Origin of the sequence: Parabacteroides sp. FAFU027 (assembly GCF_022808675.1) — a bacterium.
GTDB lineage: Bacteria > Bacteroidota > Bacteroidia > Bacteroidales > UBA7332 > CAXXIC01.
The window spans coordinates 40,651-67,234 of the sequence record NZ_JAKZKV010000010.1 but is presented as its reverse complement, the minus strand read 5'-3'; the positions used below and the strand labels follow the sequence as shown (position 1 = coordinate 67,234).

The window sequence follows — 26,584 nt, the reverse complement described above, 5'->3', positions numbered from 1 at the left end:
AAAAATTCACGATCTCATTTTTATAGCTCTTCGAACTTCCTGTTCGTTATTTTACCCTAACCGAAGTTCATTTTTTCGTCTGGAATTTCTTCGAAATGGATATTTGTACTCTTCTTCTCAACCGCACCAGGCAATGCGATTCATTCACCACGAGCGAAGTGAACGTTCCACCACGAGAATATTGATTGGGACACTACACTCGTGGTGGAAACTCAATATAAAAAGGGACAATCCTATTCGTTTTTGGATTAATCGAATCTTTTTATGGATTACCCTTCACATAGGTATAAAAAAAAGGGACCCGAAAGTCCCTCTTTTTCTGTTTACACAGGTCCCCATTAAGTGTCTCACTCAATGGAAAATTCTCACCACGAATCAAAAAACAGAAATCTCCTCTATTTGATAAACCAGTTAGCTGTATTCATTAGTTTACTTCTAATAGCTTCCTTGTTTTGTGTATATTTTGCAGCCACCTTATTTGCAAGATATGCAGGTTCATTCCGACGGTAAGCAAAACGCATGAGATCCTGGAAACGGTTACCTTCAAATGCGGTCTCCAAAGCAAGTTCCTTCTGGATCAAATCCTCAACATACAGGACCGAATCTGACAAGGTTGGTTTTGCTGGAATTACATAGCTGGAATCCAGATTTACCGGGCCAAGACCGCGTGATCTGATACCGACATTCCGTTCAAACCTTACATCAGCGAAATTCATGTAATTAGGTAGCGGTGTCGGTTTTTCCCATTTTGGAACAACTTTCGAACTACTAATATTAGAGTTAGTCAACCCAAACCGTAAAACGGCAAATGCAAGGTTTGGTTTTCCCAATCGGTTTACCGCCTCTGCATAACGTAGGTAAAGTAATGCCGAACGATAGATTAATACGTTTTTGGTATAATCATCGTATTGAAAGTCCATGTAGCTAAACTTATTAATAAAATACGAAGAGGGCGATGCTGTTGTTATTCTGGTTGACAAACTGTACGTGTCATTATACGAACTCAGCATTCTGATATCAGTCAATGAATCGGAGGTAACACCATAGTTCGCTGACAGATATTTACGGAACGTGGTATTCCAGGCGGCATGAGGGTAATATTGCTGCGACAACCAATTATTTATGGCTGCTGCTGACGGCTTGAACATATGCTTATAGTTCAGACTGTCTAAATCAAATTTGACACCATACTGTGTAGAAACAGCGATCGAAGTAATATTTTCGGATGAAGAACGAGCAAAAATATCCGTCCATTTAAAACTTTCCCAACTATCAAGCACATTATTTGCAATTTTGGCTCTATCATTGAAATCCGGTGAAATGATATAACTTCCGTTATACATCAGATCGCGGTATTCATTTGCAGCATTCAAGTAATCACCTTTCCAGAGATAAAGATCCCCCAACAGGAAACGAATCGGGAAATAAGAGTATCGCGTGTCTGTATTCGAACCAATACTTCCGATCTGAGGATTCCGGATATCCTTCCAAGGCAACAGGTCTTCAATCAAAAGATCAGCCAGTTCGGTTATGGAATACTCCGGATAACTCTTATTGGCGTCTGCCATCGTGACGATAGGATTTGTATAATATTTCGCCTTGCCATAATTCAGGGCAATCTGCATATAAGTCCAGGCGCGAATCGCCTTAGCCGCAGCGAATGTCTTATACATCACCTTCTGTCCTTTGCTTACATAAGCCGTATCGATATTATGAATCACATAGTTACAGTTGTTGATGATAGAATAATAATCCTTAATGTTATTCACATAGGGATTATTCTGTGAAATCTCAAAGTTATTGATCTCTTTCAGATACTGGTTCGATGATCCGGTAACATCCAGTAAATCACCTCTTAACTCACCTAACAACACATAACTCTGTGAAATTTTCTGTAGTTGGGAAAATATACCCACCATCGAATAGAGTGTATCTGTGGGAGATTTCATCTGATATTCCTCATCAAACAGCAAACGTTCGGAATCCACATCGTGAAAATCTTTACATCCCGTTGCCAGCAGAAATGCTGATGCAATAAATGAGAATATCAATATCTTACATAGTCGTTTCATGTCTCTTGTATTTGATTTTATACACTATTTTGTTCAACTCGGATTAGAGATTTATTTTCACTCCCAGATAGTAACTTTTGCTCTGAGGAACTAATCCGTTGTCTATACCCTGATAATAAACCGAGTTACGGGCTGAGAATTCAGGATCCGAACCCAGGTATTTCGTGAAGGTCAACAAGTTATTAGCAGAAGCCCAAATTGTCAATCCATCCAGGAATTTAATTTTCAAAGGCACATTGTATGAAAGTGAAACGGTCTTCAAACGGAAATATGAGCCATCCTCAATCCATCGGTCAGAAAAGCGTGCATTGCCCTCCGGATCACCATAAACAGCTTTTGGCTGTAACGTATGCTGTCCATCGCCGGTCCATCTTGAAAGCATAGTGGTTGATTGATTGTAAAAATTACTGCCAGACTCTAACTGGCTCCGTTGATAATTATAGATATCATTACCGAAGGAGTAAGTAAACAGTGTATTTAAGGTTAATCTCCTATAGGTCAATTTGCTCGACACTGTACCGTAAACATCCGGATTGGGATTTCCAATTACCTGTTTATCTTTAGCATCAATCATACCATCTTTATTCACATCTACAAAGTGAATATCTCCAGCTGTAAAGCTACGATATGTTCCGCTCTGATCCAGTGTTTTGAGATTAGCCGCTGCTGCCGCTTGTTGTGTTGCAAAAACACCATCTGTTTTATATCCGTAGAATGTACCAACCGGGTGGCCAACAGCAGTTAGCACTTCTCCGCCATATATTGACGTTGTGTAATCTCCCTCTGGCAAAGCCAAAATCTCATTTTTGTAATGACCTACATTTAATCCTAATTCCCAGGTCAGGTTCTTCAGATTCAAAGCTTTTACATCAAGAGATAACTCATAGCCCTTATTTGACATTTTACCGCCATTGCCCCAATAAGTACCCAAACCGGTAACGTCAGGATAGGTTCTGAGATTGAGCATATTGTCAGTCACATTAGAGAAGAGATCAAATGAAAGGGAGAGTCTGTCATTGAAAAGCCCCATATCCACTCCAAGATTTGCCTTACGGGTTGTTTCCCATTGCAGCCCGGGATTTGCGATATTGCGAAGAATCAGGCCATTGGCTCTATCCATATAGCGAATTGAGGAAAAATAAGTTCTGGTCCGATAATCCTCAATATCATCGTTTCCGGTCAATCCATACCCTGCTCTGATTTTACAGAAGTTCAGGAACTCAATATGTTTCATGAATTTTTCAGACGACATCAACCAGGCTGCATTGATTGAAGGAAAAAGTCCCCAACTTTGTCCCAGAAAATCAAATCCCCCCTTGACGTCGTTTCCAAAACGGGAAGAGCCATCCATCGAAGCCACACCGGTAAGAAAATAACGACGATCATAGTTATACTCCAGATTTACATAATTCGAAACAGTATGCACTAAGTTATTGGCTCCTGTTACATTCAAATGCTCATAACTGTTTGAGAGAGGTACTTTGTCATTATTATAACCGCCGGCAAGATCACTTTCATAGTTGCTTCCGGTATATCGGCATCCCAGTATAGCCTTAAGGTTATGGAACCCATCAAATTTATTCTGATAAGTCAGTTTCGTTTCGTCAAACACAGCGACATCATGTACCATTAAACTGTATCTGAAGTTTTCTACATTTCCTATACCGTCTAAATATCTCGTAGGAATACCAGTCGAGTGAATGAAATACTCTTCATTGTTTTTGTACAAACTGAAATCAAACTGAGAGCTCAATGACAGATTCGGTGTAAAATTAAAGGTTGGTGTAACACCGAGGTTGAAACGGAATTGTTTTAATGCGTTATTAGAATTGGCAATGATAGCAGAAGGATTACCAAGACCAAAAATATCGCTGTCATCGTAGTCGATTGTTTGCTTACCCAATGAAGTAAAAGTATTGGGACTCAAAAATGGTGACTTAATCCGGCTAAGCCAAGTGGAAGAAGTATAATCGTTCACTCCATCATCCAGCAATGTGCGGCTGATGTGTGTAAATCCGATATTCAGACCTAATTTCATCCCTTTAAACACATTGACATCAGCATTAAACCGGGCGTTCATTCTCTCAAAATCCGTCGATTTTACAACCCCTGTATTTCCGGTATAACCCAAAGAGAAATAGTATAACGCTTTTTCATCACCACCATTTGCGCTGATCGAATAGCTGTTGGTTGCCCCCTGACGGTATACCTGATCATTCCAGTTTGTATTGTTGTGGTAGGTGTTATAAATTGGTTTTGAAGGATCTTCAAGTAAATAAGGCAAACTGGAAATCGTATTGTTATCGAATCCGGTTGTTCCCAAAATATCACTCACATACACCCTGTACTGGTCAGCATTCATTACCGGTATCGTTTTAGGCTGATCGGTAATTCCGGTCATAATATTCAGATTTATTTTGGTAACCGTACTTTTACCTCTTTTGGTTTTAATCAGGATAACCCCATTGGCAGCTTTACTGCCGTAAATAGAAGTACCATCCTTCAAAACGGACACACTTTCGACATCATTCACATCGATATTATCCAACGGATTAGAGTAATACCCATCGAATAAAGAACCGTCGCTATAATAGTTATTCCAAATGATACCATCCACAATGTACAATGGCTGCGCATTTGCATTCAGCGAGTTAATGCCACGAATAAAAGCAGAAGCTCCTATTCCAGTCAGGCCCGAACGGGAGGTTGCTTTTACACTACCGCCCAACTCTGTTTGCAGCAGGTCATCGACCGAGATAGCTGTTGATTGGCTAAAGTCACTGGCCTGCTTAGATGCCGGCACCTGAAACGAATTATAATTGCTTCCGGTTAATCCCTCGACCTCTTTAAAATAGCTACCAAAAGCATCCGGATACAGATCAATCACAACAGAATCTTTCCCCTGAACAGGAATTTCGCGCGAACCGTAATCAAAGGCCGAAACAAAGAGAACTTCTTTCGCTGATGAAATTTTTATCCGAAACACCCCATTTTTATCGGTTGTTGCTGATACACTTTTTTTGAAGTCGGTGATCTGTGCTGCCGTAATAGGTAGTTTAGTATGCGCATCACGTACTACCCCGGCAATGGATAACATTTTTTGTTGTCCTTTTTCTGTACCCGCTGATTTTACATTCATAACGCCAATGCAAAACAGAAAAGCTGATACTACGCTACAATATTTCATGATGAAACAAGACCGGGTCATTGTCAATATATTATTTATATTTTTCATTCTGATACTTTTTAAATTAGCCGCCCTATTCTACCGGTTCCAGGAGTATACAATCCAGACGCATTGTCCGGTTATACTTAGTTGTCTCTGATGTTTTTGCTGCATTTTCTACTCTGAGCGCTACAGTAATATCTGTTATTGCAAAACTTTCAGGATCAATCAGGTTACAATATGGAAACTGATAATTCGAAGCCACCAGTAACTTTGTCGTCTGGGTTCCAGTTGTCTCTTTATTGGTTACGAGCGGTACTTCTGTCGGTGTTGTTTTTCCCGAAGCAATATAAGACAGATAAACGTTTACCTTGCAAGGTCTGGTGTCAGTAATATCAGTTATAATAGTCGGTACGAAAACACAATAAATATTGTATTTGGTGGATAACGTATTCGGTATCGGGAACTTAACAAAGACTTTCGAAATAGAGCTGGTTGTATTAGGCTCCGCTATAAGATATTTATCACCTGAAACATTAAAAGCCGAACCAAGTCCGCTACGCACATAAAGATCACAATTTGATTTGGATCTTCCATACCCCTCATCTTCAGCTTCAATGCGAATGGTTTTATTCCATGACTCTTTTGCTTTAAAATTCAGCGAATTAGTCACAAAAGCCAATCCATTACTTGCTTCATAAGATTGAGTGTTACGGAAAAGGGTATCCGGATTCTGGAAAATGTTACTGTTGGTCGAAATCAAAGAATCTGCGGCTGAAGGATTGCTTATTAATCCTTTGAAGACCAAATCCTGTACGAGAGTCGCTTGTGTACGCTGACGCTGAAGCGCCCCACCATTCTTCTCTACCAGACTGGATTTGTAGTACTCTTTTATCTTTTGGTAGGAACTTGTCCAGGCTTCGTTATTAGGCAGAAGTACGGTATAAATACTGTCTTCGTTATTTAATGCACCCCGCTGGGTAAGGAATTTATTAGTCAGGGTAAATACCGAGTCATACACCATTTTTCCACCTACATAACCGAGTTGTGTACTTGCATCTTTATCAAACTCTAACTTGCTTTGAGAGTATAAATAGGTTTTCAAAGAATCAAGACCGGGTTTCTGCCCAATGGATTCCCATAGATTGCTCAGGTAAGGCACATAACCGTTGAGGGTATGTAAGATACCGTTTGTGGTTGCAACATTTGAACTGGTTAAAGATTTGCCACCAAAAGTATAAGCAGAACCGACCCCTTTGGCGAAAGTAATCAGTTTGTTGTCTAACATTCTCAGCTGAACGGTATCGATTGCGGCTGTCGGGTGAGAAAAACGGGTGATATGATTTTCCACCAGATTACGGATAATAGCCGTATCCGTCAGGGCAAAGCCGGCAAGAGCACTGTTATCCGGAGCCCAGACCGTATAGGTCTGATGCTTGGCTAAAATGGTATCATAACCGCTTATAGCAAGCATCTGAGCGAATTTACTTAAATCCCCTTGAGCCTTAATGTATTCAGTCAGATTCAGATCGCTTTTCTCCGTTGACTTGAAGTTATAGTGATCACCCCAGTCGTCTTTACAGGATGATGTAAAGACGATCAATATCAGAGTGATTATAGCTGTCAGATTAAATTTCTTTTTCCTCATGGTACTTTTATTTTTTTCGATCATGATTAATCGGGTTATCAATGAGTATCTTCACTCTCCAATGTTTCCACAGGAACAAACTCCAGGTAGTCAAACATAAACTGTCCCTCCCTTACCGCTTTGACCGTAAAGACGTGCTTTTGGGCTTTATCAAAGGTGTATATTCCCAATATTCTTCGTAATACCGACGGACTGTTACGGGCAATTTGACCTCCATACCATACAGGAGCATAATCCCAATAGGTATCCGGACCTTTCATATATCCACGGTTGCGCATCATTTTGTCATTTTCATATCCGAAAGGATCCTGAGTGTCTGTTCCCGGTCTTACGAATCCGATAAGCGGGTCGCTGGCCAGAATACGTAAGTCGAGTGGAATTCCACAAGGAATGCTATCCCAATATAACTGAGCTGCACCACGACCTCCTGTCGGCTGATAACCGAAACGAACCTCGTAAGTACCGGCTGGGATCGGTGGAGTGACTACGGAGAAATTATACATTCCATTCAGGTAAACCTCATCACCCTGATAATCCAGATATCCGCCAAATGCATTCAGATAACAGAAACGGGTTTCGTCAGAACAAGTCAATCCTTCGATATATTTAAACTTTTTATTATGTGGGAAGACCCAGGATTGCACTTTGCCATTACCACGCATATTGTTGTTTGTTAATTCTGGGAAGAAACTTGCAGCATCCATTCTCAAACGCTTACTTGCCAGTTCGCTGGCCACACTCAAATCGTAAACCAATACTTTATCGATCTCATGATATACACCATTTGTTGCGTCATTATCAAAGTTTGTCGAAACAATTTTGACAGCATTCCCGGTTTGTGAGTTCTTATTAATCAGGTTTGCTCCACCGCTCGCTCTTTCTACTTTAACCTCCATAAGGGTATTCGGACACATCGTTTCGATATACTCATACATATCATATGTTTTGAGCATGTGCTTTGTATCATAATCATTGATAAACTTCGAGTAGCTTAACTGTTTATTAATCAAGTGATATGCAATAAACCGATTCAGGCTGTTCTTAGGATTGGTTATATCGGAAATACCGGCATCTTCGGGATATACGGTGTTATACACCTTTGCTGCATAAGTTTTCATAGAAGCTAAATCCGTAATGCCGTTTAATGCCAATGTAGAATCACTCTCCATCAATGCCGTAAATCCAAATTTTTTAGACTTTGGCAATTCGTCAATAGAACCACTACCCTGCACGTAAGGTGAAGCTACCAACGATTTGTAATCATCCGGATCATAACTTTCATCAATAGTTGGCATTAGTTTATTGGCCAAGCCGGTTTTCTGGAGAGCATCATAGAACAGCGTGAACTTTTTATCATTCGCGATAGCCTCAACCAAAGTAAATTCAGTAGGATTGATCACCTGATTAATGATGTGTAAAACGCCGTTACTGACCGTATCATCTCTTTCTACAATTTTCGCGGTTTTATTGACATAAATGGCCTGATTACCACCTTCAGTTCCATAAGAAATCGATATGAAGCGATCACTCATTGTCATGTTAGGTAACCGTCCTTCTATAAAATCATCTTTCAAGAGTTTTTCACCTTTAATGATATGATCATAGGCGATCTTTTTCAATGAATCCAGGGAAAATTCTGTCAGGGATGATTTTCCACGGGCTTTATAAAAAGCAAACATCGCATCATTTGTTGGTGCAAAACAGGTAAATTCACCATACCCGTTAAGTAATCCCATCACCTTTGTGGTATCCAATAAACGGGTAAATTCCGAAAATTCGTCTGGGCGATCTTTCAGGAACTGGCCCATCATCTTATTGGTAAACGTATAATAGTTTCCCCCGATTTTATCCGAATCAAGGCAAGATGATAAGAGGAATGATATTCCAACTAATATCAAACCGAGCCGATAAAAGCGACTTAAAGTTGCTATTGATTTATCGTTTTTCATGTGACATAATTATTTTTTGTTTGACTTCACTGGGACTCGCAGAAAGGGTTATTCTTATTGACACAAACCTTATATATCTGTTCGTCCCAGGTGCCTTGGTTATTTTTATTCTTCGACTTCAATAACAGGCTGTAACAACTTATATCCAATATGTTACCTACTGTATCATCAGTCTCAATACAATATAGATATGAAAAAATATTTCCTACAGAGGCTTTAGCTGAATAAGAAACAGTCCATATCATTTACTGTTTGTCTTTTTATTACTTGATGTTTCGGCATAGAATGGATTTTGTTTCAGACTTGGATTGGCTTCCAATTCGTATTTATAAATCGGCATATACAATGCATTCATTACCGAAAGATTGCTGAACTGCTCCTCTCCGGAAAGTTTCGGAGACAGATAGGAAAGCAACTCTGTAGTTGTATTAGATCGTCTGGCCAATCGGACCAAATCGAACCACCGTTTGCCTTCAAACATCAACTCTCTTTGTCGCTCACGCAAAACGAGTTTCTCCATCACTTTTCGTTCACTGTAATTCACAATATTGAGGGAATCACTACCTGGGTTAGAGCGTAAGTAAGTAGCATTTACCATATTCAGTGCTTCTTGTAAATCTCCTTCGCCACGGTTCAACTGGGTTAATGCTTCAGCTTTCATAAGCATTACATCAGACAAACGATAGACAATCCAGTTTGATGTCGTATTTCTGTAGAAATAGGTACTATTTCCGTTTACATCCTCTTCCCGTTTGATACCTGCATATTTGAAAATATTATAGAATCCTGTTGCTGCAGGTGTGTAGAAGTCTTTCTCGCGAATATCCTTCGTACTTTCAGTGGTTGATCCGACTTTATAATTGAAAGGACAATATTCGCTTTTTTCACTCCCAAGAACCGGAGAGAAGCTCACAACCCCATTAGGCAAACCTGCATATCCATACAAGAAGCGGACTGGATTGTTTAACTGTACATTATCATCAAAGTTCAATTCGAAAATACTTTCTGTCGAATTCCCTTCATAAAATACCTTTTTGTACATTTCATCAGATTTTACAAGCTTGAGATTATTATCTGATAAAACAGCATTACATGCTTCAACACATTTGGTATATTGCTGATCCCACAAATAGACATCAGCCAATAATGCATTTACAGCATTCAGTGTTATACGGGCTTTGTCATAAATGCTGTTTCCGAAATTGACACGTGCATATTTTTGCGCTGTTTTCAGATCACGAATTATGTTCTGTATCACCACTGTGTCAGAAGACTGCGCGATATCATAATTCTGGGTATCATCTATACTTGGTGATTCTATCCATGGTACATTTTTGAAAGTTCTTACGAGATAGAAATAGCAGAGAGCCCTGATCGACAACGCTTCTGACTCCATGGCATGAAGATCACTTGATGTAAAGTTCTTATCCTTGTCAACGACTCCCGGAGCATAATGCAATACTGTATTACAATAATTAATCACCTGATACATAGATGCCCAGTTACAGTATTCGTTTGTTGGAGTGATATCAACATCCATGATTTTTTGAACCGAATAGGATGAGTTCTGACCAGAAACCACATTATCAGATCTCAACTCTCCCCACACAATCATCCGGAACACATTATTATCAAGGATAAGTCCCCGGTAACATGCTGAAAGCACCTCATCGGCCTGGGATTCGGTCTGCCAGTAATCATCCAAAACAGTCTCTCCCTCAGGCTTAATATCTAACCAATCGGTACATCCTACTGACATAAATGCCAGCAAAACCGATAAAACTATGAGTGATATTTTATTTTTAATCATTTCTGTATATATTATAATCCAATTGAAACTCCCAGGGTAAAGTCTTTTGTTCTCGGGGTCTTGGCATCATCGTAACTTGTACCTAAGCTGCCATAACCGACCTCCGGATCAACTCCAGAATATTTCGTCCACACCCACAAGTTGTTGAAAGTGAGATATAGACTCATCTTACTAATATGGTACTTTTTCAGGTCCTTAGATGGTATGGCATAATTGAATGTCATGTACTTAAAGCGTAAGAATGACCCGTCTTCGACATAGCGGTCACTTCCCAACCAGTTGTAGCCATACAGAAACAGAGCTCTCGGCATATCTGTTACGTCACCGTCTTTTACCCAACGCCAGTCAACTGATTTGCTCTGATTGTCATTACCATACATATTCTCAGCATTCATGCGGGCACGGTTAATAATCTTATTGCCATATCTGAAGTTGAAGAACATATTGCAGGACAGATTTTTATATCGGAAAGTTGGACCAAAACCTCCACTGAATTTTGGGTTCGTGTTTCCAAGATATACTATATCTAGCTTGTCAATATTACCGTCGTGGTTTATATCTTCATAGATAGCATCGCCACCTCTGAATTTGTATGGAAGAGCTCCGGTTTCACCATAATAGTTGAAATACATCGGCATTGGCTCTCCTTTTTCATCCATATTCACGTTACCATTAACATCGCGTGACACAGGTGCATTCTCTTGGGTACCGGCTTTGTATTTATCATACCGATAAACACCCTTGTAGCGGAATCCATAAATTGAACCAAAAGAGTTTCCTTCCTGCACACGCTGCAGGTAAGAGCCGTTTAAGTAGTTAAAGCTACTATTGAACCCAGCCAATATCTTTGGATCAAGACTAACCAGCGTATTTACATAGTTCGCAATATTGAACTTGAAGTCCATGCTGAAGTTTTTAGTCTTGACGATCTTATTTGCATAGAAGTTAATCTCCCAACCGTCGTTATCCATGATACCGGCATTTACATAAGATAAATCGGTAAATCCGGATGTAGATGAGACTGCTTTATTCTCAAACAACAAGTCTTTAGTCCGTTTTTTATAATAGTTAAGGTCAAAGACATAGGTATCATCCTTAAAACCAAGATCGCAACCGTGATTCCACGATGATGTGGTTTCCCATTTCAGATTATTCAAACGTAACGATGTCGGTCTGGTCGCAGGCATATCGACATAACTATTAAAGCTTCCGTAACGGCTGTAATGCAGGTACTCATATTTGGGCTGGTTACCGCTAATACCCCATCCCGGACGAAAAGCCAGAGTACTTAACCATTTCTTTGTACCTTTCATGAACAGTTCATCTGAAATGATCCATTTAGCGGAAACTCCGGGAAAATTTCCGAATTTATTTCCGTCTCCGAATTTTGTACTACCATCACGACGGATTGTTCCTGAAAGAATATATCTCTCTTTATAAGCATAGTGAAAACGTCCCATTATACCGAGAGATCTCCAGTAAGAACGTGCTGTAGATGCTCCTTCCAGGTACGCTTCGGTAGAAGCGTCAGGAATATCACTGGAAGGTAATCCATACGACGTAAATCCCTGAGCCGATGAACGTCCCATTGTATTCTGAACAGATCCGTATAATAGCAAGCTGTGATCTTTGTTTGTAAAATTGGGTTGCCAGGAAATGTTGTTATCGGTCTGAATAACTAAACCTTCCGTATAACCATAATCTGAGCGATTAACTAACCGGCTATCCCAGGTAAAGTTTGAAACTTCCTGAGGCAAGAACTTCTGGGTTTTGTTATTATTCAGGTCGAATGACACATACATGTTATATCTCAACATTTGTTTGTTGGGATCAAGCAGGTCATACTGTAAGCGGAAAATTGGTGTGATCCGGTATGTTTTAAGATCATTTGTGGCAAGTCTGGCCAAAGCTACCGGATTGAAGAGTTCCTTTTGGTCCGTGTACAGATTTGATGTTCTAGGTATGGTATAATAGACATTTGTATTATTCCCATTAGCATCCTGAGCATAAACACTAACGTTAGGCATTTTCTTGTAAGCTAATGCCAAAATTGATTGATCTTCATTCGGATCCCCTGAAACGCCATTTGATCCTCCATAAATATCCTGGACATAATTCATATGGTTATCTGATTTTGTAAAAGAAAATTCAGAAATGAATTTTAGGCGGTCAGAAACAGAATATTCCAGATTTGCCCGCGATGAAATACGATCCAAATGTTGTCCAATCACCGTTCCATCCTGACTAAACATACCTCCGGAGATTCTAAACTGTGCACGCTCTCCTCCACCAGAAATAGTCAGATAATGGTCGTTAATCTGACCTATTTGGGAAACTTCTTTTACCCAATCAGTATTGTTATTAAAGTTTTCGTATTCAGAAAAAGTCGGGTCATAGTTAAACTCCCGCATATTTCTTGTTGCATTTCTATCCTGACGCGGATTGAAATAGGACTGCTTCATCAGCATGGTGTACTCGTCCCCGTTGAGCATTCTCATCCCCTGAGGCTGCTGAGTGTGTGTATAACGGTAAGTGTAATCAATACGGGTAGGCCCCATTGCTCCTTTTTTGGTCGTAATCATCAATACACCATTAGCTCCTTTCGAACCCCAAATAGCAGAAGCCGCGGCATCTTTTAATACCGTAATAGACTCTATATCGTCCGGGTTAATACTCAACATATTGGCATATTGCTCCTGATTGGAGTTGGCAAAGTCAAAGTTGGCATCAATTTGCACTTCATAAGGTACTCCATTCACTACGATCAAAGGCTCAGCATTTCCGTTAATGGATGATGTACCACGAATACGCATAGAGGTACCACTTCCCGGGTCTCCCGAGTTAGAAACAATATCAAGACCGGCAATTCGTCCCTGCAAAGCTTCATCTACAGAAGAAACCTGAAGACCTTCAAATTCTTTGGCATCAATGGTCTGCAAAGCGGTTGCAATCTGACGTTGCGGAATACTGAAACCGCCCTCGGCATGCTTACGCTGGCCTCTGATTTCAACAGTTGCAAACGTGCGGACATTTTCTTCCATCGAAATATTCATTGTCCTGTTTCCGTCAATCTTTCTGGTTATTTTATTGAATCCTATGTAACTGAAAGAAAGACGATTCTCTGTATTCTTGATTTTGAGGACATAATGTCCGTTGACATCTGTCAAAGTTGCTCCAACCACACGATTGGTTGCATCGATTTCCGATACTGTCACTCCTATCAACGGATTTTTATCATCTTTGGAAATGACATTACCTTGTATAATTGCACCACTTCCCGTTTGTCCGAAAGCCCTCCAGGGGAACATTAACAAAAAGAAAAGCAGTAATTTGGCTATTCTAGATTTCATGCGTCATTAGTATTTTTGATTATTCCACATTATGACCGAAAGTATTCGGTTTTCCAGTGAGTATTAGATCCTTATTTAAAGTTTAGCACATTATCAATCTGATGAATAACAGCTGTTGAAGAGGTTGAAATTGAGGACGATGTAAATACTGTACCCGTTCCTGTCCCTGTAATCTCTTTAAAGTTGGCCGGTAAATCATTGAAAATGTAGTCTCTTGCCATCAAATTGTACAATCCATTTGATGTCACAACATGAGCCGTACCGCCATTTTCTGTACTAATAGTCAAATTATCGCCACTACCCGACACTCCAATCCGGTAGAATTTATTCATGTAAGTTCCAAACTGACTTGTTAGATCATCCAACTTCAATGTTGCCGACTGGTAGATTCCATTTACAGCATTACCACTGATAAACACAGAATTATCCTGGAAGTGATAACGAAGGAAACGTTCCAGTTTGGTAATCGCAGCAGCTTTTGCCGTCGCATCCGTCATATCATTTATACCGATAATGCCTGTACGTGAATCCCAGGGAATGATAACCCCGCTGTTTATCGCACTTTCTATAGCTGCGTTAGTTGGAACATAAACCGTATAATTAAAAGTATTAAAGAACTTCACATTAAAGTCTAGTCCCGAATAGTTTTTCTTTTTGACAAAAATATTCGAAGTAGATGTAGATGGGAAACCATTCAACAGAGCAAAGAATGCACTGAATTCCGGCTGTTCACTCAGAATCTTATATACGGATTTCAACGGTGCCTGAATTGGTTTATCTATGAAGTATGTGTTACCATTAGTCTGTGCATAAATATTCTTCACACTTACTTTAGTACCTTGTTCGATATCGCCACCTCCTCTTATGGTCAGGTTGGTTCCTGTACCTGCAACCTGTAAAATGTTGGTTCCTTTAGTCTGATAATATTTTTTGCCGGTCTCCACACTTCCTACAACAATATGTGAATTCAGCATATCCAAAAGACGGTCCTTGATGAAGGATGAAGTGGTAATAATACCTATAGAGTCACCCATTTCTCCGGTTGATTTATTATACTTATACACAGTTGCATTAACTGATGAAGTCTTAGTGTTATACCAGAACTTCAAAGCAGCAGGAACATCTTTGTTATAGGCAATCGGATCAATATATTTGGTAAATCCATCATCGGTCGGAACAAAAAAGCTATACTTACTCACCAATGAGTTCAGGTAAAGCGTAAAATCATTCTGTGCGATCGCCCAATAAAACACTTTGGTCTTTTCACTGAATAATACCGGAGCATATACTGAAACATAATGGTCTGGTGGATAAACTTTGTTAGTCACATACACAGCACCATTTACACCTACATAACTACTTTGGATATCGGCTTTTTGGACCGGAACAGAAGAGTTCTCATCATCCATCATACTTCCGAAACGACTCGGAATCGATTCGAGGAAAGAGGTTCTCATGTGACGTTTTATCAACAATCGGACAATGTTATTGGGTATATTATCCCATGAACCGAATCTTTCTTTCAGGATTGTTCCAGCACCGGTGTTAAAATAAGCATCCATCGCAGCATCGTTAGGGACAAACATGGCAGCCATGTCTGATTCCAGCACATTACCGGATGTAGGGCGTACATAGCTATTCCATCCCGGATCAAGCGGTAACTGGTAATCGGTTCCGATCAGAGAATTATTTGGATAGTATGTTGTTCCGGTGGCATTACCATTGACAGGTCCTACTGTTGAAAAATAATGCTTTACAAAAATCGAATCAGTAAATTCCGGATGAAGACGTTTGTATTCATTCGTATAAGATTCATTATAATACGGTGCACTGTAACGATCTAGTAATAAAGAGAATATCCTAGTATTGCTGTTTCTGCGAATGTATTCTGCCATGTTGGCCGGCGGCATTAAAACCTCATCCAAAACATTCACATAACCATTCTTGCATCGGATATCACGATCAATGATTTTTTTGTCAAAAATGTAAGCATCACCCGTAGTCCGGGTTTTACCTGTAATAATGCTAAAGTCTTCATCTGTCATCAAGGCTTGTTCCATCTGATTCTGAAGAAAATAAACCGTTGGAGATGCGGTGTTATCTTTCATCAAATACAAGCCTTTTGCTTTATGGTTATCCCAGTAAGTCCCTATAGGTAAATTATCGCCTTTATCAAAAGCAATACTATCATAGATAGAGACAGCAGTCTCGCTACGCATGGCTGCATCTTCTTTCAGGACAGATCCATCATAATAATTGGATAATCGCTCAATCAGGTAAGCATTATTGATCATGCTAAAATTGAGCAACAGTTTCTTCTGAGACAGAGTTAACTGATTGTACCCCGAAATACCGTTTTTCTGATAAAACCGGTTGAAAGCATCATCATCTGCAACAAAGAGAGTGACGCTTCCCGTCTTTTTCATGACATCCGTTAGTTTGAGGTCATCAATCAGCTTAATGTAATTAGTGTACTTACCACTCTCCTGCAAATAATCATAGATGCTGGAGCGTAACCAGTCCGGTTCGTTTTCTTCGAAGAAATAACCGTCCTTACAGGAGATAAATAACGAAACGCTCAAGAGTAATCCCATGAACAGTTTAGTAGGCCGGAACAAGACCCTCCTAAAGTAATTTTTCATTTCAATATTATATTTAAAGTTCAGCTACAAATAACTCTTTGGTTGAGTTCAAAAAAAAACAGGTCTGTCAGACTACAGAATATTGTAGAATCAAAATTGATTACAAAAATATAGTCAGCTCTTCTTCAGAATAAGCTATAAAATCGTCAAATAGAAGCTCTAATTGAGCAAACGGAAAGTAATACAAATCAAGTCTGAGATAATTAGTCATGAACAACCCTCATTGCTCATTATCTCATTTTCATATTCTCATGCTGGGTATATATCTTCTGAAATTCATAATCAAACATGTTACGTAAAATCATTTATTCAGTTGGAGTATTCTCATGAATTAAAAGTCTTTTATCGTTCATTTTGTTCATTTGTGATGAGATAAACTTTGGTTTTGATAAGTCTGATGAATCGAATTTCATCCGTCCGATATTGTATTTTCAGCTAATAGCCTGAAATCATATTTCAAGCTAAGAATTTAAGAGCCTGTTAAATTTTATTGCTCGACTTTATTTCGGGCTATTTCGAGGTAGATCTTTTGCTTTTATCCCGCAGATTTAGCGGGCTAAATCAAGGAGGAAAAGTGAAAAACATACCCGAAAGAGGCTAAAAAAGGAGCAAAGAAAGGAGACTATTCTCCTTATATAAATATGTTTCGGTAGAATTTAAACAGGCTCTAAAAAACTATTCCAGAAAACGAATACATTGAAAGCTCACTTAAAAGAAAACAGGAGTAGAGAATGCGTCATTGAAGTAAATGGATTATGTAAATAATCAGGTAAGAATCATTCGATTCTTACCTGATTTGTATTCTAAAGTTATTTCACAATTACCTTGCGAACAATATCATTGATTTTCACAATATACATGCCCGGTGTTACTGTAATTGTTTCTGCATTTTTCACTGTGACTTTACGGCCCATAATATCATATACCGATACTTTGTCACTTTCTGTCAATCCACTGATACGAATCATACCTTGTTCGGTTATGACACGAATGTTTTCGATTGAAACCTTAGTTACAGCTGATGTTCCCGGATTAGCAATGTAAGCTTCATTAAGATCTGTTACCAGATTGGCTTTTGCTGCAATCTCAGTTTCGCTTAATGCAGAGCTATATAAATGGAATCCATATACTAATGTATTACGGAGATAAACATCAGCGCCATAAATCGGACGACCCATCCAGTTACAGATTGTACCTACGAATCCATCTTTTGGCATTACTTTAGCCGGAGTATTCTTCACAGTTCCGGAAGCAATCGGAGTACCGTTAATATAGATGGTTCCGATAGTATCTTTCTGAGTATATGCAAAGTAATTCCAGGTTCCTTTTGAGGCATTTGCACCAAAGCTAACCCCCTGTTCTCCATCTCCATACCAGGTACCGGTAATCTGAACGTTTTGGTTCTTCAAACCTGCATACATGGTTCCTTTGGGATCATTAACCGCATTTGTAGAGTTAGAGAAGTTCCACAACAGGTTACCCCAGCTATTGATTTCTGAATAAGAATCGTCAATACGGAAATAAGCTCCCATGGTATAATCATTCAGATGGTAAATAACTTTTCCCATATCAGTACCCATATCAAAGTAACCGGTACTGTTACCCAGATCAACAACATTGAACTGTTTGCCTGTGTTTCCGATAGTGTGGATTTTAGCCACATTTTTCACTTTACCTGTAAAGTGTTTTTCAGCAACATCTGTCACAACAGAATCGCTTACCTGGGAGAAATCATAATTAACCAATAAATTGCTGGCAAATTGGGTTCCATCTTTTACGACTACAGTTGCAGGAAATGACTTGGTCACTCTTTGATAACCTTTTGTCAAAGTAGCTGTTAAAGTAACATGGAAATTATAGAAGTCAGGACGGGTTACTACACCGGTATTGCTGATAATCTGAGGACAACTTGATTTCCACGAAATCATAATAGTCGGATCAAGTGTACCTTTAGTTGGTAAGGTAAGATTGGATTTCACTGCGCTCAGATCACCAAGGCTCAGATTATTCATTTCAGTATTAATCTCTGTCGGCTGGTTATTTGAATTTTCGGTATATGCTTTGTTCAAAGCTGCAATTGTATCCGGAACCATTAAAGTATTAATCATGTCATTTGCTGTCAAAGCTACATTATACATTTGCAGACCGTAAACGAGAGTTTTACGTAAATAAGAATCCGGAGCTCCATAAGGAGGACGACCAATCCAGTTAAAACGTGTACCTTTTACACCATCGATTCGCAAAGTATTGAAAGGATATGCTGCTACAGACCCTGATGTTACCACCGCACCATCAAAATAGATAGTGCCGACTGATCCGTTTTGGGTATAGGCATAGTGATGCCATGTTCCTGTCGTCGGAGTTTTATAAGGATTAAGATATGTTTCACCTCCACTATTCCATGCCCCGGAGGTAATCGCGTAATTCGTTTTTCCAAGACAAGCATACATGGTTCCTTTGGGATCACTCAAGTCATTTTCAGTATTAGAAAAACTAAATAAGTTATTTCCCCAGTCAGCATTACCGGTATAAGTGGAGTCCATACGGAAATATCCTCCTATCGTGAAATCACTTAAGGAATATACTGCCTCTCCAATCTGACTGCCCATATCGAAGTATCCCTGATTGTTTCCCAGATCGAGCACATTATATTTCGTTGTATTACCAATGGTTCTGATTCGTGCCACATCCATCAGTTTCCCAACCAAACCGGTTCCGGAAGCATCCGTCACTTTAATCGTATCACCATCCAATGTAATGTTTCCTGATGCAAAATCCCAGTTAGCCAACAATTCAGATGTTGCTACAGGGTTCAGGGCAGAGACTGTTGCTGTAAATTGTTTGGTCAAAGTATAAACCTTACCTCCCAGTGTTTGAGATAAAGTCGCAGTCAGAAGAACCGGAGTATCGTATTTATCGGGACGAGACACCAGTACTCCAAATGTATCAATCATTGAAGCATTTGAAGTAGCCCATTTTACTGTAACCCCTTTAGTTCCCATTGTTGTAGGCAGGGTAAGATTAGAGCTAACGGCTGAAATAGTTCCCAGATCCAGAGCTGACTGTTGCTTTTTTAATTCATCAAGACCAGTGAGCGCAACAATATCTGAATTGGTTAATGCTCTGTTATAAATGCGGAATTCATCCACACTACCGACAAGTGCAGGATCGTTAAACTGAGATTTTGCAATATAGTTCTGTGTGGTTGATCCCAAAGAAGACGGAGTCAGAGTCATGTTGGTATTGGTACCAACAGCTACACCATTAATATACATAGTACCCGTATTTCCTTGTACGGTTACTGCAACATGTGCCCATGTTCCGGTAGTAATTGCAGTAGTACTATTGATTTGTTGTTCATTTACAGTAGCTGTTCTTATTGCAAAGCGAAGATACCCACTTCCAACCTGAGAAAGAAACATGTAATTGGTTGTTCCTGTTCCAAAATCAAAAATGCGTGGCCACCATTGCAGCTTATCCACGTTTACCCAGGTTGCTATTGTAAAATCAGTCAATGACGTTGTGATATCGTTCGGCAACTGTACATAATCAGACTGAGTGGCAAAATACAATGCATTTCCGTTATTTCCGGCTACGACTGTAGGTGATCCCATCTCTGATCCGATCAAACCTTTTCCAGAATCATCAGGGACTGAACCTCCGGATACATTATCAAACGAGTAATACAATTGCAGCCCGGTGGTCACATCCTGAGCATACAGTGAGGAAGAGGTAACTAACGCTGCCGTTAAGAGACAGAATTTCCCAATCTCTTTTACTTTCAAAAAGTAATTCTTTTTTTTCATGATTAATTGTGATTTAGTTAACGAATAAAATGCAGAAAGAGCAATCAATATTTTTTTCAGGCTAAATGGAGAAAACAACGATAAGAGAATATCTAGATTTCTTTGGTATAAGTTTTGTCTTTTCTTTGCTTCATGGTTAATTTGAAATAATGTATCAGACTTGTCTAAAAAACAGTTCAACAAAAGTATTAACAGCACGCCCTTACGCCAGTGGACAAACAGCCAAAAGAAGTGGACAAAATATCCAGAATAAATTTATCATTTTACGTTCATATCCGACGCGTCAGTAACTTAGAACGCAAATCATCATTAAACCAATTACTTGTTGTTGAGAGGCAGAGTAAAATCCAGCACCGGCACGTTTAATCAGACTGACAATGCTTGAGTCCACTCCGAAAACGAAGTTTTCCGGATATTCGTGATATTTTAATTTTGCAAATCGCTGTACTTTAGAATTATACAAATACAATATTCGTGGATTCGTGGCAAAAATAACTTTTCGGAGCAGACTCAATGCTTTGAAATTTCTTTTAACAGACGCTTCCGGATACCACAAAAGACTACTTAATCTATGATCCATATAAAAAACGGAATACAGACAGCTTCACTCTTCCTCCGATACTCCTCCGATTTTGCTCCGATAACGTTCTGGGAGAACATTGCAATATTTAGCTCGGTGCTTACCTACCGATGTATAGATATAAAAACTCAACAGATACGACTATATCAGACAAAAAATCCACTTACTTTCTCTTTTTGTCCACTCTGACATCCTGAATCAGAAGTAATTTTGTAAGAACCAATAATATGTAATCGTCACTCAAATCATTTCTAACTAACAATGAAAAACAAATTACTCATTTCGGGAATGCTTTTGCTGCTAACTTGTCCAATACTTCAACAGGTCAGGGCTCAAAACGCTATTTTCATCAGGCTAAACAATGGTAATCAAAACAATGTAGCCCTGAATTCACTAAACAAAATCACATTTTCAAGTACGAATCTGTTCCTGAATCTAACGGATGCATCGACAAGTACATTTGCAATAAGCGATATCAGCAAGATCACTTTTGGAACATCTTCCGGAGTTTCAGATATAAAGGATGAAACTGTTCTTTCAGTTTATCCTAACCCGGCATCTGATTTTATCAAAATCAAGAACCTGGCTGGAAGTGAATCTCTAATCACCATATACAGAATAGATGGAGCTATTGCTCTTCAAAAAACAATAAATAACGAAAATCAAACCATAGATATCAGCGGATTATCCAACGGCTTATATCTGCTACAAACAAGCAATAAAACTTTAAAATTCACGAAACGATGAAGAAAACGGCTTTTATATTGATGATTATTGCGTGTTTTGTTGCTTTACATGCTGAAAACAAACTTTTTATTTTCAGACCAAACGGTTCACTCGTTGGAAACTTTGTTTCTACAATTGACAGTATCAAATTTGCCACAAACAATACCATTTTACAGCTTTATAAAAATGACAATACTGTATCTTCAGTAACAGTATCCACCATTGACAGCATAAAAATTACGGACGAAACGACACCGTCATACACGGCACCCGCTTATGCGGACGACTACTCTGCAATATCTTCCTGGAACTATGTATTTAGCTGGAACTTAGCGAATGTCCACGACCCTTCTGTGGCCAGGTACGGAGACTATTATTATATGTATCAGACTGATGCTTCTTACGGTAATGCAACCAGTGGTCGGGGACACTACTTTGGCAGACGCTCAAAAGATCTGGTAAACTGGACCTATTGTGGGTTTCCAATGGCAAACACCCCTCCTACCTGGGTTAAAGATTCACTAAACGCTATCCGGGCACGTATGGGATTAGCAGCAATCACCAGTCCTTCATTTGGTTATTGGGCTCCTTGTGTCAGAAAAGTCGGCAATATTTTCAGAATGTATTACTGCGTTATTGTTGATAATTATATCGCTACCGGAGCTCAGAATACAACGGCTAATTTTGATAATTCATGGACTGAACGCGCATTCATCGGAATGATGGAATCAACCAATCCAGCTGCAAATCAATGGGTGGACAAAGGATATGTAATCAGTTCTGTGACTGATAAAACCACCTATTATCGTTCGAGTTTGTCTGACTGGAGTGCTTATTTTAAATGGAATGCGATTGACCCAACCTACATAGTTACCCCGGCCGGAGAGCACTGGTTAATTTATGGTTCATGGCATAGTGGAATTCCGGCTGTAAAGCTTGACCCGACTACAGGTAAGCCTTATCAATTAAACACACTGGCCGACTATGGAGCAAGAGTGGCAAGACGTGTAAATAGCGACGCAAACCGTTGGCAGGCACAGGAAGGCCCGGAGGTAATTTACAATCCTAAAACCGGATATTACTATTTGTTTCTTGCTTATGATGAGTTGTCGGTTGCATACAATACCCGTGTTTGTCGTTCGACCAGTATCAACGGTCCATTTTATGGGATCAACGGATCAAACGTAACACAAGGAGCTGATTGTTATCCGATTATCACTCACCCATATAAATTCAACAACCATTCGGGCTGGGTGGGAATTTCTCACTGTTGTGCATTTCAGGACACAGTATCAGGACAGTGGTATTTCAGCTCTCAGGCCCGACTACCGGCCAATACAAATGGTAATGCTTATAGCAATGCTCTCATGATGGGACATATTCGCAAAATGATGTGGACAGATGATGGATGGCCCGTTGTACTTCCTGAACGTTACGGTAATGTACCTCAAACAACGATTTGTGACAATGATCTGGTAGGTAATTGGGAGCATATCACTTTGAGTTACACGTATCAGACACAGAAAACCTCAACATCTCTGGTACTATCGTACGACTATAAAGTGTCAGGTACATTTACCGGAACCTGGTCTTTTAACTCAAAAACAAACACCCTTACCATCGTAAGTACCAGTGGCTTATTTAAGCTAAAGGTACAACGGGAGCTTGACTGGGAAGCTTCACCCCGCGTTCCAACGATCGTTTATACGGGATTAAATTCGAGCGGATATGCGCTTTGGGGCAAGAAAGTACAATAACACTGTTTACTTCATAAAAGAGAGCGGCTGATTCAGAAAAATCAGCCGCTCTCTTTTTTTAATATTTGGAGTTCTCTACAAACTGGTATTCAAATATAGAAATCTCAGCGATTTCAGTTTACTCACATCATAAACTATCACCAAAATCAACACGGAACTTAGCCATAAGCTTCTCTGCCCAATCGCTGGTCGGAGTGAGTTTCCCCATAAAGAAACGAAGCACTGCCGGTTCATAGGTAAATTTCAGGCCGCCAATCATTTCCCGGTTGTGATACAGCCATTCCAGGCGATCAAGCACATATTTGATTTGTGATAAGGTAAATACACGACGCGGGACAGCCAAACGAAGCAATTCCATATCGGCATAAGTCTCATTACCCTCTTCATCCCGTTGGTTGGAAATAGAACCGCGCTCCATGCCCCGCACTCCGGAAATCAGGAAGAATGCCGCCGCCAGGGCTCCTGCCGGATATTCTGTCTGGGGAATGTGGGAACAGAAGCTCATCGCATCGACGTGAGCACCCAACACTCCGGGAGGTGTGATCATTGGAATACCTTTTTTCTTAGCTTCATATACCAGGAACTTGATAAAAGATGGGCTTTGTGAAATCATGGTATCATCAAGCGTCTCATAAAGGCCAACTGCCATCGCTTCAATTTCCCGAACAGAAATACCTCCGTAAGTGAGGAATCCTTCATATAAAGGCACCAGTGTTTCAAGTTCGTGATAAATCGACTTTTCATTGGTACAAATACCTCCTCCGCGTGATGAACTGAGCTTCCGGGCTGAAAAATAGACAATATCAGCCAAAGCTGTCATCGCAAGCATAATTTCAGTCATCGACTTGCCGACGAATTCAGCTTCGCGTTGTTTCACCAAATAAGCATTCTCTCCTAACAAGCTGGCATCCAGAATAAGTTTTAGCCGGTACTTATCTGCAATAGCACGCACATCACGAAGATTCTGTACAGAGAAAGGCTGACCGCCGATCAGGTTCGTTGATGCTTCCATGCGGATATACGGGATATTATCCCTACCCTCTTTCTGAATCAACTCTTCTAGTCTCTCGAGGTTCATATTTCCCTTGAATGGATGCTCCGAGTCAATTTTATATGCTTCATCATAAAGAAGCTCTGCTATTTGGCCGCCATTTACGGTAATGTGAGCCATTGCAGTCGTGAAGTGATAGTTCATTGGAACCACATTTCCCCTTTTCACATACACCTGGCTCAATATATTCTCTGCAGCTCGTCCCTGGTGAACGGGAAGGAAGAACTTCTTACCCAACACATCTTCAACGGCTTTTTGTAGCTTCATAAAACTTTGCGAACCGGCATAAGCGTCATCAGCCTGCATCATCGCTGCCAGTTGGTTGTCGCTCATTGCATTTGTACCACTATCGGTAAGCATATCAAGGAAAACATCTTTTGTATTTAGCTGAAAGGTGTTGAATCCACCTTCATAAAGCGCATGAAGGCGCCTTTCAATAGGAACAAGGTGCAGTTTCTGAACAATGCGTACTTTGTGTAGTTCAAGAGGAATTTCTTCGCCGCTGTAGAATTTTACGGCTGTTGGAGAGGTCTGCTCGCTCATGATAATTGTATTTTAAGGTGATAAAATGTCATTCAGAAGTTTGAGCTAAGATAACCAGTTTTTTCTCAACAAATTACCTTTCATCCAAAATACTTTTAACACATATTTACAACACTGCTATTCAGCATAAAAAATGCGGATTTTGTAGTATATACCACAGAATCCGCATTTTTTCAAATAAAGTAGCAGACTTACAACCACTCTATCGTTTGCTCCAGCTTCATTCCACGCGAGCCTTTTATCAAGACTGTTGCTTCATTAATCGGGTATTCCTGAAGATAGTGCAACAAATCTGCAGTAGAAAGGTAGGATTTAAAATTGTGTTTTGATGTCGCAAAATTCTCGCCGCATAACAACACCACATCAAATTTGTATTGGCTAATAAGATCAACGACCTTCTGATGCTCTTCGGCGCTATTTTCGCCCAGCTCAAACATATCGCCCAGAATCAGGACTTTAGCAGCCGCTTCCATTTGTCCAAAATTGGTTACAGCGGCCTGCATACTCGATGGATTAGCATTGTAGGCATCAATAATCAGCTGATTTCGCTCAGTCTGCTTCAATTGTGAACGGTTGTTTTGTGGTTGATATTCGGTTAATGCTTCCGAAATATTCTCTTCAGATACACCGAAGTAAATTCCGACAGCAGCCGCAGCAAGAGCATTTGTCAGGTTATATCCACCGATCAATTGCGTTGTAACCTGATGCTTTTTGTCACTATGGCTCCATTCCAGAGCAAGGTAAGGAGAGCATCCGGTCATTTTTCCCCGGATATACAATCCCTCAGCCTCACCGTAAGTGATTTTATCGATGCCGTCTGCAATCTTTTGTAGATATTCGTTTTCGTTATGAATAAATATTTTTCCACCCTTAGCGCGCAGATAATCGTACATCTCTCCCTTTGTACGGATAACTCCTTCAAACGAGCCAAAGCCCTCAAGGTGAGCTTTCCCTACATTGGTAATCAGGCCGCAATCCGGCTCAGCAATCTCAACCAATGTCTTGATTTCTCCGGGATGGTTTGCCCCCATCTCGATAACGGCAATCTCATGAGACGAATTGATCTTCAACAATGTCAATGGAACTCCGATATGATTATTCAGGTTACCCTGGGTGAAAAGGACATTATACTTCTTACCCAACACTGCCGAAGTCAGCTCTTTGGTTGTTGTTTTCCCATTCGTTCCGGTTATTCCGATAACGGGAATCGTGAGTTGACGACGATGGTAATTGGCCAGCTGCTGTAAAGTTTCCAGACAATCATCGACCAATATGATATTTGAGTCATTGGCATATTCCACTTCATCCACAATCGCATAGGCGCAACCTTTATCTATAGCCTGTTGTGCGTACTCATTTCCATTGAAAGTATCTCCTTTCAGGGCGATAAAAATGGAAGAATCCGGACAGTTCCGACTGTCTGTCGTCACTACCGGATGCTTCTTGTACAATTCGTAAAGGGATTTGATATTCACTATTTTGTA

General features: G+C 39.9%; 12 protein-coding genes. 2 read left to right on the top strand and 10 right to left on the bottom strand.

What is annotated here, in order from left to right; genetic code table 11:
* Positions 1–395: 395 nt before the first annotated feature.
* The 8 genes from MLE17_RS14530 to MLE17_RS14495 form a co-directional block, all read right to left on the bottom strand.
* On the bottom strand, positions 396–2,072 hold the full coding sequence (locus tag MLE17_RS14530; RefSeq protein WP_243349439.1) for a RagB/SusD family nutrient uptake outer membrane protein: 1,677 nt from the start codon (positions 2,070–2,072) through the stop codon (positions 396–398).
* Positions 2,073–2,115: 43 nt separating this feature from the next.
* Positions 2,116–5,307, bottom strand: a complete 3,192-nt coding sequence (locus MLE17_RS14525; RefSeq protein WP_243349438.1) for a SusC/RagA family TonB-linked outer membrane protein — start codon at positions 5,305–5,307, stop codon at positions 2,116–2,118.
* 25 nt (positions 5,308–5,332) lie between these two features.
* On the bottom strand, positions 5,333–6,886 hold the full coding sequence (locus MLE17_RS14520; RefSeq protein ID WP_243349437.1) for a fasciclin domain-containing protein: 1,554 nt from the start codon (positions 6,884–6,886) through the stop codon (positions 5,333–5,335).
* Between the two features lie 38 nt (positions 6,887–6,924).
* Positions 6,925–8,835: a fasciclin domain-containing protein gene (locus MLE17_RS14515; RefSeq protein ID WP_243349436.1), complete on the bottom strand. Its 1,911-nt coding sequence runs from the start codon at positions 8,833–8,835 to the stop codon at positions 6,925–6,927.
* A 241-nt stretch (positions 8,836–9,076) separates the two neighbouring features.
* Complete coding sequence (locus tag MLE17_RS14510; RefSeq protein WP_243349435.1) at positions 9,077–10,645, bottom strand: RagB/SusD family nutrient uptake outer membrane protein; 1,569 nt, start codon at positions 10,643–10,645, stop codon at positions 9,077–9,079.
* Between the two features lie 11 nt (positions 10,646–10,656).
* Positions 10,657–13,995 carry a SusC/RagA family TonB-linked outer membrane protein gene (locus MLE17_RS14505; protein ID WP_243349434.1) on the bottom strand — a complete coding sequence of 1,113 codons (3,339 nt, stop codon included), beginning with the start codon at positions 13,993–13,995 and terminating at the stop codon, positions 10,657–10,659.
* 71 nt (positions 13,996–14,066) lie between these two features.
* On the bottom strand, positions 14,067–16,589 hold the full coding sequence (locus tag MLE17_RS14500) for a fasciclin domain-containing protein (protein ID WP_243349433.1): 2,523 nt from the start codon (positions 16,587–16,589) through the stop codon (positions 14,067–14,069).
* Positions 16,590–17,446: 857 nt separating this feature from the next.
* On the bottom strand, positions 17,447–20,443 hold the full coding sequence (locus MLE17_RS14495; protein ID WP_243349432.1) for a LamG-like jellyroll fold domain-containing protein: 2,997 nt from the start codon (positions 20,441–20,443) through the stop codon (positions 17,447–17,449).
* Between the two features lie 841 nt (positions 20,444–21,284).
* Here MLE17_RS14495 and MLE17_RS14490 point away from each other — a divergent pair.
* Together MLE17_RS14490 and MLE17_RS14485 are read left to right on the top strand one after the other, a co-directional pair.
* Positions 21,285–21,770 carry a T9SS type A sorting domain-containing protein gene (locus MLE17_RS14490; RefSeq protein ID WP_243349431.1) on the top strand — a complete coding sequence of 162 codons (486 nt, stop codon included), beginning with the start codon at positions 21,285–21,287 and terminating at the stop codon, positions 21,768–21,770.
* Positions 21,767–23,506 (top strand): arabinan endo-1,5-alpha-L-arabinosidase, encoded by a 1,740-nt coding sequence (locus tag MLE17_RS14485; RefSeq protein WP_243349430.1) that lies wholly within the window; start codon positions 21,767–21,769, stop codon positions 23,504–23,506. The genes MLE17_RS14490 and MLE17_RS14485 overlap by 4 nt, the downstream gene beginning before the upstream one ends.
* A gap of 127 nt (positions 23,507–23,633) precedes the next feature.
* On the opposite strand, the gene MLE17_RS14480 is transcribed toward MLE17_RS14485, so the two are convergent.
* Both MLE17_RS14480 and MLE17_RS14475 read right to left on the bottom strand, forming a co-directional pair.
* Positions 23,634–25,100, bottom strand: coding sequence for a tryptophanase (locus MLE17_RS14480; protein ID WP_243349429.1), 1,467 nt, complete (start codon positions 25,098–25,100; stop codon positions 23,634–23,636).
* Positions 25,101–25,291: 191 nt separating this feature from the next.
* The gene (locus MLE17_RS14475; protein WP_243349428.1) at positions 25,292–26,575 is read right to left on the bottom strand and encodes a UDP-N-acetylmuramoyl-tripeptide--D-alanyl-D-alanine ligase; all 1,284 of its coding nucleotides are present in this window, start codon (positions 26,573–26,575) and stop codon (positions 25,292–25,294) included.
* Between the last annotated feature and the right edge of the window lie 9 nt (positions 26,576–26,584).